General features: G+C 35.9%; 11 protein-coding genes. All 11 read right to left on the reverse strand.

The features are described 5' to 3' along the window. Positions 1-107: 107 nt before the first annotated feature. Positions 108-1,034, reverse strand: a complete 927-nt coding sequence (dnaI, locus tag Q1A47_RS03180; RefSeq protein WP_026681405.1) for a primosomal protein DnaI — start codon at positions 1,032-1,034, stop codon at positions 108-110. Positions 1,035-1,055: 21 nt separating this feature from the next. Then, a complete protein-coding gene (locus Q1A47_RS03185; RefSeq protein WP_034679101.1) occupies positions 1,056-2,399 on the reverse strand; it encodes a replication initiation and membrane attachment family protein in 1,344 nt (447 codons plus the stop codon). Between the two features lie 32 nt (positions 2,400-2,431). Next, complete coding sequence (gene nrdR / locus Q1A47_RS03190) at positions 2,432-2,893, reverse strand: transcriptional regulator NrdR (RefSeq protein ID WP_026681407.1); 462 nt, start codon at positions 2,891-2,893, stop codon at positions 2,432-2,434. Positions 2,894-2,917: 24 nt separating this feature from the next. Further along, a complete protein-coding gene (locus tag Q1A47_RS03195) occupies positions 2,918-3,316 on the reverse strand; it encodes a hypothetical protein (protein WP_026681408.1) in 399 nt (132 codons plus the stop codon). 376 nt (positions 3,317-3,692) lie between these two features. Further along, positions 3,693-4,073, reverse strand: coding sequence for an adenosylmethionine decarboxylase (gene speD, locus Q1A47_RS03200; protein ID WP_026681409.1), 381 nt, complete (start codon positions 4,071-4,073; stop codon positions 3,693-3,695). Positions 4,074-4,276: 203 nt separating this feature from the next. Continuing rightward, positions 4,277-5,308 (reverse strand): glyceraldehyde-3-phosphate dehydrogenase, encoded by a 1,032-nt coding sequence (locus Q1A47_RS03205; protein WP_026681410.1) that lies wholly within the window; start codon positions 5,306-5,308, stop codon positions 4,277-4,279. A 593-nt stretch (positions 5,309-5,901) separates the two neighbouring features. Continuing rightward, positions 5,902-6,501, reverse strand: a complete 600-nt coding sequence (coaE, locus tag Q1A47_RS03210) for a dephospho-CoA kinase (protein ID WP_166530171.1) — start codon at positions 6,499-6,501, stop codon at positions 5,902-5,904. A 4-nt stretch (positions 6,502-6,505) separates the two neighbouring features. Further along, positions 6,506-7,339: a DNA-formamidopyrimidine glycosylase gene (gene mutM, locus Q1A47_RS03215; protein ID WP_166530172.1), complete on the reverse strand. Its 834-nt coding sequence runs from the start codon at positions 7,337-7,339 to the stop codon at positions 6,506-6,508. Between the two features lie 12 nt (positions 7,340-7,351). Then, positions 7,352-9,991 (reverse strand): DNA polymerase I, encoded by a 2,640-nt coding sequence (gene polA, locus Q1A47_RS03220; RefSeq protein ID WP_166530179.1) that lies wholly within the window; start codon positions 9,989-9,991, stop codon positions 7,352-7,354. A 715-nt stretch (positions 9,992-10,706) separates the two neighbouring features. Continuing rightward, the gene (gene pnpS, locus Q1A47_RS03225) at positions 10,707-12,086 is read right to left on the reverse strand and encodes a two-component system histidine kinase PnpS (protein WP_121605474.1); all 1,380 of its coding nucleotides are present in this window, start codon (positions 12,084-12,086) and stop codon (positions 10,707-10,709) included. Next, positions 12,086-12,778, reverse strand: a complete 693-nt coding sequence (locus tag Q1A47_RS03230) for a response regulator transcription factor (RefSeq protein WP_166530173.1) — start codon at positions 12,776-12,778, stop codon at positions 12,086-12,088. The genes pnpS and Q1A47_RS03230 overlap by 1 nt, the downstream gene beginning before the upstream one ends. Positions 12,779-12,878 lie beyond the last annotated feature (100 nt).

Here is a 12,878-nt window from a genome sequence, read left to right on the forward strand (position 1 = left end):
ATCAAACATTTCAAAATAACTACTTGGCTTAACGCAGTCATTGCACTGATTTTATACTTTCTTAACTTATAAAAAAGAGCTTGAATTTTTTCAAGCTCTTTACTAGATTATTGTCTTCTATTTTCGGAATTTATATGGACTTCTTTACTAACTTGTTTCATTCTTTCAATAATACGACCAGCTTTGACTTGCTCTACACCACTTTTCGTTTGAGCAAGGTGATCTTCCAGCTGCCCCATACTATAATTGGAAGTGAAAAAAACTGGGAGTCCTTCCATCATTCGATATTGTAGCAACGAACCGAGAATCTCATCTCGAAACCAGGAAGATTGCATTTCCGCGCCAATATCATCAAGCATTAAAACATCTGCTTTTTTGAAGTAATCCAATTTTTTATTAACGGTATCGTCTTTCATCGAGGATTTTATCTCGCGTACAAACTCTGGCATATAAATGAGTGTAGAGGAAATATGAAGTTCTTTTAATTTATTAGCCAATGCTCCTAAAAAATATGTTTTTCCTACTCCAAACGGGCCATAAAAGTAAATACCTTTTTCAGGTATTCCAGATTTTGCTTCTTCAACAAATTGCAACAAGTCTCGGACTGCCTTACTACGTTTTGGATCTGTATCGATATCATCAATAGCTGCTTCTAAGATTTGCTTAGGCATGTATAAGCTTTGCACTAACTTTTGTTGCTCTTGTTGTCTCTCATGATCTATACGAAGATGGCATTTTTCATAAGATAAATGTATCTCTTTTCCCTCTACATATAGATTTGGAGAATATCCCTGAAGCATATTTTTACATTCAGCGAAGCAAGTACAATTATCACACTGTTTTGATTGTGACTTGTATTCATATAGTTTCATTAAGTTTTTATCAATTTCAGACTGTGGTAATTGAGGATGCTGAGATAGAAATACCGATATTTCAGGGTCACTTAAAATTTCATGCTTAATTTTTGTATAGTTTTCTTGAAAATTATTATTTCCCCTCATCCACTTTTTTAGTGAAGATTGTACTGGCTTCATTTCAATCATCCTTAATCATGCTTATTTATTGTTACTAGAATATTGCCTTAGCAATTCCTCTAATTCACGCTGTTCCTTCGCTTCGTCGATTTCCTCTTCTTTGGTAGCAGTCGCCTGTAGTTGTTTTTTCTTTTGCTCTTTAAACCAGTCTGGAATAACCTCTTTTTTGTTTCTTACACCATAACTACTATTGGTTTTTTTAACTTTTTGGTAGCTATCTTTTTCTTTCTTTGCAAATGCCATAGCCTCTTTTGCAGTTTGTAAATTCGCTCTTGACCAATGACTGGCAATTTTTTCTACATATGCTTTAGATAATTTCATATTGGATTGCAGCAAAACGTAATGAATTAACACATTCATAACTGGTGATGGCAGACCTTGTGACGTCATAATATCACGAATCAATCGCAAATCTTGCTCTGAAGCATGGTTCCCGCTAGATAAATCTTCTAGCAATTGTCTAGGAGAAATGGTTTCTAATTGCTCAATTAATTGCTCCTCTTTAGTGAGTGGCTGTTTGGATTTTGAAGTAGCGTTTTTCATTTGACTTGTTTTAGCTGAAAGTCTTATATTATTCCCTCTATACTTTTGCTTAAATACATCGTGACACGCCGCTTTAAACTCTTCTGTGTTTAAACAATTTTCCTCCGTTAAAGCCCATAATACCGATTTTTCAATATCATGGGACTCTAAATTATACAGAAACATCATTTGCGAAATGAGTTTTCGATTTTGAGTAGTAAGTACTTTTCTTATAGGTATCATACGCTGTTTTAAAGCATGCTCCATCCACGAAAAATCTACATCCAGCATATCCAATTCAGCTTCTTCCACATCCATATTTTCTTGCTGGTACGATGGTGTTACCGTTTCAAAGACATCCTGGAACGTAGCTGTAATGTTTACACCAAAGGACTCGTTTGGTGATGGAGTGAAATGCTGCTTTAAAAATTGAAATTTATCATTACCTATATGATGATACAGCAGCTGTGAAAGCATTGGATCTTTAAAAAAATGCGCTGGTGAAAATAACTGTTGTAATTCATACGTAAAAACATTATTCGACCCTTCCGATCTTTTAAATGTTTTTAACATTCCAATTGCTTCTAGTTTTAATCTGGCGCTATAGATCTCATCTAATGGTAAATTTAAATAATTCATCAATGTATGGTGTGTTTGGGGTTCTGATTTATTAAGCTGTAATTCGATTTCATGAAGAAGTGTTTGATATAATGTGACCGCTTGAATTCCAATTAACGGTTGGTACAAATGCGTTAGGGATTTAGCATAATCTACCGGTAGTGTTTCTTTAAGTACAACATAATATCCTTCAACAGGTAAAATCTTTCCTATCCTGTTCACCATTGCTCTAATCCTTTCATTTAAGCATATAATGTTTATTTATTCTCTGTATTAATTAAGTCTTTTAATTCATCAAGAAAAACGCTAATATCTTTAAATTGACGGTACACAGAAGCAAAACGAACATAAGCTACTTCATCCACTTTTGAAAGTCGATCCATAACCCTTTCGCCTACCTCTTTACTATCAATTTCTGATACTCCTTCATTACGCAGTTCTTTTTCTACCTCAACTGCAATTTCCTCTATTTTTTCTAGTGGAACCGGTCGTTTTTCACAAGCTCTGATTAAGCCTCGTATTAATTTCTCACGATTGAATTCTTGGCGCACTCCATCCTTCTTTACAACAATTAAGGGAACATCTTCAATTCGTTCAAATGTTGTAAATCGAAAGCCACACTGCTCACATTCCCTACGTCTACGGATGGATTGTCCTTCTTCAATTGGTCTCGAATCTAGTACCTTTGTGCTTTTGTTATGGCAATTTGAACACCTCATACCGTTCAACCCCACTCCTCATGTCTACCTATGCATGTCTTGTTTTGTAATGATTGGTAACTCTTTACTTATTTCGTTATAAAGTCGCTGTATTACCTTTGTACTATAGCCAAAATCAAATGGTAAAATCGATTCCGTAGTTACGGAAAAATCTATTGCAGTTTGATAGGGACGTACCATTATAATAGTTGCAATGATAAATGCCTTTTTTCCCTTTTTTATATTTACACTGATTTCACCATGTTCTTTCGATATTGAATGTAGTTGATACGTATCAGAACGTCTGAACATATCTTCTAGCGTACCCATTCCTTTATCTCTGGTTGTTTTATAATAATGTGTTTGGAGTGAGGTATCCCAATGGTTATCTCTAGTTTCAGCATGGTTGCTAAAAAATTTGGCCATCGTATTTCGTAACGACATTCTCAACACCCCAATTGCGTATATTTTTCATATGTATAGTATTACTATATTAACATGTTTTGCTTAAAACCTCTAACAGAAATAATTCGCTGTTAACTTCATAGTTTCAGAGAACAAAAGCCCAAGCGCTCGATTAGAAACGTAGTGACTGGAGCGAGGCAACGGAGATAAAGGTATTACGGTGAGCTTGCGAGCCGATGATAACTTAGATTAGGGTGATTCGTGGAGTCGCCTCGTTTCTGGAGCTGGACGTAGCTCAACACGCGCCTATTTATCCACACGACTAATTTTATAATTTCTTAGACAGTAAAAAAGGTCGATATTCTGCTGCAAGTTCCACAGACCATCGACCTTTTTGTACTTATTGAACTATTCATTAAGCCTTTTTACGACTTTCCTTTATATTAACAGAACCTAGCCCTCGTGGTATTTCAACTTTTTCAAAACGCTTTGCCTCAAGTGCATTTGCAATATACTGAGCCGCTATATTCGGATCGATAACCTCCCCGCATGTGTATACATCTATACTCGCATACCCATGTTCAGGAAAGCTATGAATCGTTAAATGCGATTCTGAAATAATGACTACACCGCTCACGCCATGTGGGGCAAATTTGTGAAAAGCAACCTCACGAATCTCAGCTCCTGCTTTTAAAGCAGCATCCACAAAAATTCGTTCGATTAAACGCATATCATTTAATTTATTAACATTGCACTGCCAAAGTTCCGCAATAACGTGCCTTCCCATTGTATCCATGTATTTATCCCCCTCATGGTATTGTTTCTTGAAGCCCTACTTTCTGCCACGGGGGAAAGTTAGTCCGATGAGGTCCTAACCCTTTAAGCAGAAAAACAAATTAATCAAGAATACAACGAAAAGTATAACCTGTTTCACAGACATTTGCAATATTTTTCACATTGCTTAGACAGTACATGTATATGCACTAATGAACATTCCAGTTAGCTAATTTGCGCTTGTTTTTGATAAAGGTAACTTCCAACATACTTTGTTAAATCGATCACTCGTTTGGAGTAACCCCACTCATTATCATACCAAGCAAGAACCTTTACTTTATGATTATCCATTACCATCGTAGATAAACCATCAACAACTGCTGAAAAATCAGTTGTAGTATAATCAATTGAAACCAATGGTTCTTCACTATAGCTAACTATACCTTTAAAATCTGTTTCTTGAGCTTGTTTAAAAATATGATTAACCTCTTCAACCGAAATGGAATTCTTTACATCGACAACCAAATCAACTAGGGATACATTAGGTGTTGGTACACGTAATGCCATTCCATGTAATCTTCCGTTTAAGTGTGGGATTACTTCTCCTAGTGCCTTCGCAGCACCAGTAGACGTAGGAATAATAGATTGTGTGCAACCCCGAGCTCGTCTAAGATCCTTGTGCGGGTTATCTATATTCTTTTGATCATTTGTAAATGCATGCACTGTGGTCATTAATCCATTTTCAATTGAAAAATGGTCGTCAATTATTTTGACAATCGGTGCTAAACAGTTTGTTGTACATGATGCATTTGATATTACATCATCCTTTTCTGGATTATATACTCCTTCGTTTACTCCCATAACAATAGTTTGATCAACTTCCTTACCAGGTGCAGTAATCACTACTTTTTTCGCTCCAGCACGAATGTGCCCTCCTGCACTTTCTTTCGTTTTAAATTTTCCTGTTGCTTCAATAACAATATCGATATTTAACTCATCCCACGGTAAATTTTCAGGAACACGAGAATTTACAAGTTTAATTTTCTTATCACTAATCATAATTCCTTCATTAACCGCTTTCACTTCTTTATCAAAAATACCGTGAACACTATCGTATTTAATAAGATGCGCCAGTGTCTCTGCAGGATAACTTGCATTTATAGCAACAACTTCAAGTTGTTCATCCAAAATCGCTTGACGAAATACCATTCGTCCGATTCGTCCAAATCCATTTATAGCAACACGAGTTTTATTCATACAAAGTCCTCCCACTATAAGTTATACTTTTTCTCTTTATTTATTAATTAGTATAACACATTAGGAGGTATATGTGTGTTTTATTTTAGATTTATCCAGATATTTTAGTTTTCAAACAATTAACCAAAGGTATTAATGTATTTGAGATTAAAAAAGAGCAAGAACAAACGTATGTAATATTGTGAAATTTAAATCAGTTGGGGTAAGCAATACCTCAACTGATTGTTAGTGGAACCAATCGGACATTTACTGGCAGTCGATCCATATTGGGTTCACTTTATTGCTTAAAGTGGGGATCTTACTGCCAGTAAATACGAGATCCATTTATAAGCCAAACAACATAATACCGACCCTCGGAAGTTAGATTTTTCACTCTAACTTCACGGGGTCGGTATCAATCCGTTCGACTTTAGTTATGAAATGATGATTAGCTCCATTTAGTAATGGAAAATATCTAGACGACTCCTTGAGGGAAAAGGGCACGGTAAGATCTATACTGAATGAGAAGTATTTACGCTACATTACTCAAGCACTTCTCTCATACTACACAAATCGGTTATAATTTTTTTAGAAATGTAGGGTTTCTTTACAAGTTAACGAATTCCCCAAGTACGTAAGATTTCCTCCAGTTGTTCATAAGAAGCATGTTTTGTTCCATTGTTATCAATAACAGCATCTGCCATAGCAGCTTTTTCTTTAACAGGTATTTGTGAAGCGATCCGCTGCTTGGCTTCTTTCTCAGAATAACCATTTCGCTTCATCAGTCTTTCGATTTGCACATGCTCATCAACATAGACAACAATTGTTTTATCAACTAGATAGGCTAGTTTGCTTTCAAATAGTAGTGGAATATCTAGAACGACACACGCTGCTCCCGCTTTTACATAACCTTCTTTTCGCATTAGCATTTTTTCTCTTACGGCCGGATGAACGATATCGTTTAATTGCTTTCGCTTCGCTTCATCTGCAAAAATAATTTCGCCTAATTTTTCACGATTGAGCGTTTTATCCTCTCGTAATACCTGTTTGCCAAAGGCTTCAATGATTTGATCGTAAGCTATCTCTCCCGGATTAACCACTTCTCTTGAGATTTTGTCGGCGTCGACAACTGGTATGTTATGATCGTCAAACATAAGGGATACGGTACTTTTACCACTAGCAATACTTCCGGTTAATCCAATAATTAGTGCCATGTCCTCACCTCTTTAGTAGTTGGCAGGTTGTACAGATATGAGTGCCTCGTCCACCTATCTTCATTTTAATAATTTGTTTACCACATTTTTTACATGCCTTATCCTCTTGTCCATAAACGAATAACTCTTGTTGAAACATCCCCATTTCTCCTTGACCATTTACATAAGAACGTATCGTTGTCCCACCCTGTTTTACTGCTTCCTGAATGGTTACAATTGCCTGTTTGCGAACTTCTGTAATTTCTTTATGCGTTAGCTTATTAGCTTGCCGCAATGGGTGAACTCCTGCACGAAATAATGTTTCATCAACATAAATATTTCCCAATCCAGCGACAATTCCCTGATCAAGTAAGGCCGATTTAATAACTCGTTCTGTTTTTTTTAATTTATTTATAAAGTAATCCGTTGTAAATGCAGGATCAAAAGGATCTGGCCCTAATAAGTTTAATGGTTTACTTTTCATTTCTTCCCCTTTTTTGAAAAGGTGCATTGTTCCAAACTTACGAACATCATTATACCGAAGCTCTTCCCCATTCGTAAAAGAAAAAATAATATGGGTATGTTTCTTTAGTGGTTCAGACGACTTCGTAACACGATATTTACCTTCCATCCGTAAATGTGAAACTAATACGTAATCATCTAATTGGAATAATAGAAACTTTCCTTTCCGCAAAATATCATGTATTGTCTGTCCAACAAGTTCCATTTTAAATTGTTCCAAGTCATCAGGCCGTTTTATTATTTTTCCCCAATGAACATCAACATGATCGATTGTTTTATTTAAAACGAACTGTTTTAACGTTTTTCTAATCGTTTCAACTTCTGGTAATTCAGGCATCTTATTATCTCCTTATTTTGCATCAAACCAGCTATCACCAAAGGCATAATCAACCTTTAATGGAACCATTAATTCTACAGTGTTTTCCATCATAGCTGGGACTATTTCTTTTAGTTTTTCTATTTCTGATTTTGGTGCTTCTAAAATGAGTTCATCATGAACTTGAAGCAGCATACGTGCCTGTAGTTTTTCATCTTTTAGCTTTCCATGCAGGTCGATCATCGCTTTTTTTATAATATCAGCAGCACTTCCTTGAATCGGCGTATTCATGGCAGTCCTTTCGGCAAAGCTCCGCAAATTAAAATTCCTACTTGTGATTTCTGGTAAATACCTTCTCCGATTCATCAATGTACTTACGAAGCCTTTGTGCTTCGCTTCTTGTACGATTTCATCCATATATGTTTTAACACCCGGATAGCTCTCGAAGTATCGCTCAATGAATTGCTTAGCTTCCTTCCTTGTAATTCCAAGGTTTTGAGAGAGTCCATAATCACTAATTCCATAAACAATACCAAAGTTTACAGCTTTTGCTTGACGGCGCATATTAGCAGTTACTTCGTCTTTATCAACATGGAATACATCCATCGCTGTTTGTGTGTGGATATCTGAGTCATTTTTAAAAGCAGCAATCAATTTTTCATCTTTAGCAATATGTGCTAATACCCGTAATTCTATCTGTGAGTAATCAGCTGCAAACATAACCCAATCCTCATTTGCAGGTATAAATGCATGACGTATTTTTCTACCTTCCTCTAAACGAATAGGTATGTTTTGCAGATTTGGATCAATGGAGCTTAACCTGCCAGTTTGCGTTAACGCCTGGTTAAATCGGGTATGGATTTTATTAGACTGTTTATTTACTACTTTTAATAAACCTTCAATATACGTAGATTGTAACTTTCCAAGCTGACGATATAACAACAGCTTTGGAATTATTTCGTGCTCACCTTGCAGCTGCTCTAAAACATCAGCAGCAGTAGAATAACCTGTCTTCGTTTTTTTTATAACAGGAAGCTTTAGCTTTTCAAATAGGATAGGGCCTAGCTGTTTGGGAGAATTTAAATTAAATGACTCGCCTGCCAATTCATGCACTTCTCGCTCAAGATCCGCTAATCGCTCTTTTAAATCAGTACGCATTTCTTCCAAACGATCCGCGTCCACTAAAACTCCGGTATGCTCCATTTCTCCTAAAATTAATGCTAATGGCATCTCAAGCTCTTTAAACAGCTCATATTGTTCGTTATCTTTTAGTTGTTGTTGCATCGTATCTCTTAAGCTAAACAATATGTTGGCTTTTCGAGCTACATGCTCCGCTAAAATATCCAATTCCGGTACCTTTTGTTTAGCACCCTTACCATACACTTCTTCATCAAATAGACAATCAGCCTGTCCCAGTCGGTTCGCTATCGCGGGAATATCGTGATTATTCTCAGATGGATTCAGTAAATACGATGCTAGTAGCATATCAAAGATTATGCCTTTTGTATGAATGTCATACCTCAGCAAAGAAACCAGTGTTTTTTTCGCATCAAATACGACCTTATGTTTACTCGCATCCTCCAACCAATTTTTAAATGCTTCAGAATTCAAGGCATTTTCAGTGGATATAAAGTAGGCATTGTCCTTATTGACTATACCAAACCCTTCAATTGCTGACTGATGGTAGTTTTCTCCTAGCATCTCTATAATCAATGCCTCTTCACCTGTAAACGTATCATTAGTAACGTTTGATAGAATAGTGTAATCTATTTCTTTCTTTGGAACATGATTACTTCCTACTTCTACTTCTCCTCCGTCAATTCGATTTAGTAGGGATTGAAAGCCTAGTTGCTTAAAAATATTAGTTACATTGTTTTGCTGATAGCCTTTGTAAGGAATATCATCTGTAGAAATAGTTATAGGCGAATCTTGATTTATTGTTACTAGCTCTTTACTCATAAATGCGTCATCTTTATGCGTAATGAGCTTTTCTTTTAATTTCTTACCACCAATATCATCAATATTTTCGTAGACTTGTTCTAAGGTATGAAATTGTTTTAAAAGTTTTACTGCAGTCTTTTCTCCAACACCAGGAACACCGGGTATATTATCCGATTTATCACCCATTAATGCCTTTAAATCGATAATCTGATCTTGGGTGATTTCCATTTTCTCTTTTAAAAATTGAGGTGTATATCGTTCAACATCACTAATTCCCTTTTTCGTCAAACTAACAGTAACCTTGTCGGAAACAAGCTGTAACAAATCCTTATCACCAGAAATGACCGTTACATTCCATTCATCTGGTGTTACAAGCTTCGATAACGTTCCGATGATGTCATCCGCTTCATAATTCTCCAGTTGGTAATGGGCAATTTCAAATGCGTCCAATACTTCCTTAAGTAATGGAAATTGTTCCGATAACTCCGGTGGTGTTTTTTGGCGTCCCCCTTTATATTCTTTATATGTAGCATGTCTAAAGGTTGTTTTACCTGCATCAAATGCTACTAACATATGTGTTGGCTTTTCTTCTTCTAGTATTCTTAACAGCATTGTGGTAAACCCATATACAGCGTTCGTGTAAACACCTTTATCATTATTTAATAATGGCAACGCAAAGAATGCTCGATAGATAATACTGTTCCCGTCAATTAAAACCAGTTTATTGCCCATCTTCTCGCCTCCGTTAATTTCTTCATTAACCATATTTTATCATCCTAGCTTCATAAAGTGAAACGACATTCTCTATGTAAGCATATAACAGAAAAGATTACTGCCTTCCTATCATTTTGTTCTTTCTTACTATGATGTGACTTCTTTCTAAACAGCTGCTAAAAAAGAAGAAGATGGGACAAAACAAAACTTCATTACTCAAATACGAATAATCATGTTATCAATGGGAGCATCACCGACGCATCATGAAAATATACTCGCTTTCCGCAGGAACGGCCTTAGCTAACTTGGTAAAGAAAAACACGTTACCAAGTGGAGCTTCGAACTCGTGCTGTTCCTGCTAGATAAGGAAGGCTTCGGCAGCGATACATCGGCGCAGAAAAACGTTCTTCTTTTGAAGGAGCATTGCATTTTCAGGTGCTTCATTAATTATTCTAAGAACAAAAGCGCAAGCACCCGATTAGAAACGTAGCGAATGATGCGAGTCAACGGAGATAAAAGAATCACGGTGTGCTTGCGAGCCGAATTAGATTAGGGCGATTCGTGAAGTCGCCTTGTTTCTGGGTGCTGGAGCTGGGCGCGGCTCAACACGCCCCTATTTATCCACATCGGCACATTTTATACTTTCCTATACCACCAAAAAACGAACGATAATTAGTTTTAACTAATTATCGTTCGTTTTTTATTGTTTATTCATTACTTTTGTCGTATGCTGTTAGTCATCTATTCTCACCTTTGGTAAATACACAGTTACAGCTGTCCCTTGCCCAGGTTCGCTTTCTATTTGTATGTCTCCGTCATGAACCTCAACAATATGTTTAACGATGGCGAGGCCAAGCCCTGTACCACCTGTATTTCTACTCCGTGCTTTATCTACCCGGTAAAAACGCTCGAAGATACGAGGAAGTGCATCTTTTTCAATCCCAATTCCAGAATCTTTCACTTGAATACTAACGGTGTCATCACTTCGCTTTACTTCCAAGTTAACTCTACCTTTTTCGGGGGTATAATTAATAGCATTATCTAATAAGTTAATCATAATTTGTTTTATTTTTTCCATATCTGCAGTTAATTCTAACCCCTCTTCTACATCAACAGAAAATGATAGGTCCTTTTTTTTCATCTTATGTTCTACAATTAGCTTAACTTCTCGAACGAGCTCCTTCACATTAAAGGTCGTTAAAACCAATTGAAAATTTTCTTTCTCCAGCCTCGAAAGTATTAGTAAATCCTCTATTAACAGCTGGAGGCGATGACTTTCTTTATAAATAATTTCTAGAAATTCCTTGTTATCTTCTGAATGTGGCATGGAGTTATCCAAAAGCGTTTCAGCGAATCCTTTAATAGAAGTGATCGGCGTTTTTAACTCATGGGATACGTTTGCTACAAAATCCTTACGCATTAATTCAAGCTTCTTCATTTCTGTAATATCGTATAAAACTAACACAGCTCCTTTTAGCATATTTCGATCATTAAAAATAGGAGCACCAACGATTTCAATATAAAACTTATCAATTCCTTTAAAATGCGTGAATTCCTCTTTTACATTTCGTTCGTATAAGAAGGTTTTTTGAACTGTTTCATGGATAATTTCATTGTCCAACACATCATAATATAAATAACCTTGATAATCCTTTGCGGTTAATCCGAATAACGAAATAAATTTACCGTTAACGAAATGGATGTAGCCTTTTGAATCAATTAAAACGAGCCCACTTTGTGTATTTTCTATAATCGTAGACAGCTGTTCAGACTGCATTTGTTCTTGAATAGATAATTCGCTTAAGTTCCGCGCTAACGAATTGATCTTATTACTTAACATACCAATACTGTCTCCACTTGGGTGATGAAATCTAGCACGGTAATTACCTTTAACAATCTCATCCACAGTCTTCGTTGCTTTTTTAATTGGTTTTATAAATCTTTCATGAAAATGAAGTAAAAACAGTAATAATATTATAAATTGAATGAATAACACTGCAGTTAGCGTAACATAGTTTCCTAGTAATACGCTTAATAAAATTCCTGTTATCGCAACAACCATAAAGATTCCGATAACATAACCAAAAATTGGCTTCCTAAATAAAAATTGCATTAACTAGGGTCCTCCATTTTATACCCCAGACCCCTTACCGTTTTAATATAAACAGGTTTTTTAGAATCTGGTTCTATTTTATCGCGAAGATGAGAAACATGAACATCCACAATTCGCGTATCACCAACAAAATCATAATCCCAAACACCGCTAAGCAGTTGATCTCTAGAGATGACTTTCCCTTTATTTTTCGCCAGATAGTAAAGGAGTTCAAACTCCTTTCGCGTAAATGTAATTACTTTATCATTCATTTCTGCCTCGTATCTCTCAGGATAGACTGTCAAATCTCCAATTTGTATATAAGAAAAATTTGATTTCTCTACTTTATTCGATCTTCTTAATATCGCTTTTATTCGTGCTATTACTTCCTTCGGACTAAAAGGCTTTGTTAAGTAATCATCAGCGCCAAGCTCAAGTCCGAGCACCTTATCAAACTCTTCATCCTTTGCAGTTAACATTAAGATTGGTGTATCTATTTTATTGTTACGCAAATACCTACAAACTTCCATTCCATCCATTTCAGGAAGCATAAGGTCTAGAACAATTAAATCATAATCATTTCCTTCAGCTTTCTTTACAGCCTCTGCTCCATCATAGGCAACATCGGTAATAAAGCCTGCTTTTTCAATATTAAAGTTTAGTAATGTAACAATCGACTTTTCATCATCGACAATTAAGATTTTCTCGTTCATGTACAGTCCCCGTTTCTGTTCGCAAGTAGAATATTTGGTACACCTTTCATCTTACAATGAATAGTAGTTAATGTGAACAAGTTAGGAGTTTGTAAATTAT

Origin of the sequence: uncultured Virgibacillus sp. (assembly GCF_947495635.1) — a bacterium.
In the GTDB taxonomy this organism is placed as follows: domain Bacteria; phylum Bacillota; class Bacilli; order Bacillales; family Amphibacillaceae; genus Virgibacillus; species Virgibacillus salarius.

What these genes read in the sequence shown, in the direction of transcription:
- pnpS (WP_121605474.1), bottom strand. Translation starts at nt 12,086, where the DNA reads ATGCAATTTTTATTTAGGAAGCCAATTTTTGGTTATGTTATCGGAATC.
- dnaI (WP_026681405.1), bottom strand. Translation starts at nt 1,034, where the DNA reads ATGAAGCCAGTACAATCTTCACTAAAAAAGTGGATGAGGGGAAATAAT.
- coaE (WP_166530171.1), bottom strand. Translation starts at nt 6,501, where the DNA reads ATGGCACTAATTATTGGATTAACCGGAAGTATTGCTAGTGGTAAAAGT.
- nrdR (WP_026681407.1), bottom strand. Translation starts at nt 2,893, where the DNA reads ATGAGGTGTTCAAATTGCCATAACAAAAGCACAAAGGTACTAGATTCG.
- polA (WP_166530179.1), bottom strand. Translation starts at nt 9,991, where the DNA reads ATGGGCAATAAACTGGTTTTAATTGACGGGAACAGTATTATCTATCGA.
- speD (WP_026681409.1), bottom strand. Translation starts at nt 4,073, where the DNA reads ATGGATACAATGGGAAGGCACGTTATTGCGGAACTTTGGCAGTGCAAT.
- Q1A47_RS03185 (WP_034679101.1), bottom strand. Translation starts at nt 2,399, where the DNA reads ATGGTGAACAGGATAGGAAAGATTTTACCTGTTGAAGGATATTATGTT.
- Q1A47_RS03195 (WP_026681408.1), bottom strand. Translation starts at nt 3,316, where the DNA reads ATGTCGTTACGAAATACGATGGCCAAATTTTTTAGCAACCATGCTGAA.
- Q1A47_RS03205 (WP_026681410.1), bottom strand. Translation starts at nt 5,308, where the DNA reads ATGAATAAAACTCGTGTTGCTATAAATGGATTTGGACGAATCGGACGA.
- mutM (WP_166530172.1), bottom strand. Translation starts at nt 7,339, where the DNA reads ATGCCTGAATTACCAGAAGTTGAAACGATTAGAAAAACGTTAAAACAG.
- Q1A47_RS03230 (WP_166530173.1), bottom strand. Translation starts at nt 12,778, where the DNA reads ATGAACGAGAAAATCTTAATTGTCGATGATGAAAAGTCGATTGTTACA.